Genomic DNA, 333 nt, shown 5'->3' with positions numbered 1-333 from the left:
GCCTGCGCGCGCGCGGCGATGGGCCGGTCCGCATCCGCCGCGCCGACCTGCACATCCGCCGCTTCGAAACGCGCGCGGAAATGCTGACGATCTTCGCGGTCGATGCTTCCGGATCGTCGGCGGCGGCGCGGCTGGCCGAGGCGAAGGATGCGGTCGAGCTGTTACTGGCGGAGGCCTATGTCAAACGCGCGCAAGTGGCGCTGGTAGCGTTTCGCGGGATGGCGGCGGAGACGCTGCTGCCGCCGACGCGATCGCTGACGCGCGCGCGGCGCGCCTTGGCCGAGCTGCCGGGCGGCGGCGGCACGCCACTGGCGGCGGGGCTGGCGGCGGCGC

At 75.1% G+C, this 333-nt stretch carries 1 protein-coding gene; it reads left to right on the top strand.

Features of this window, described 5'->3' with window-relative positions; translation table 11 throughout:
* A partial coding sequence (locus RAD10_RS41595) for a VWA domain-containing protein (RefSeq protein WP_461621999.1) occupies positions 1 to 333 on the top strand: 333 nt, incomplete at both ends.

It is taken from the genome of Bradyrhizobium sp. 23AC, from assembly GCF_054863025.1.
Note: the sequence above shows the minus strand (reverse complement) of the source record. Positions and strands in the feature narration are given on the sequence as shown.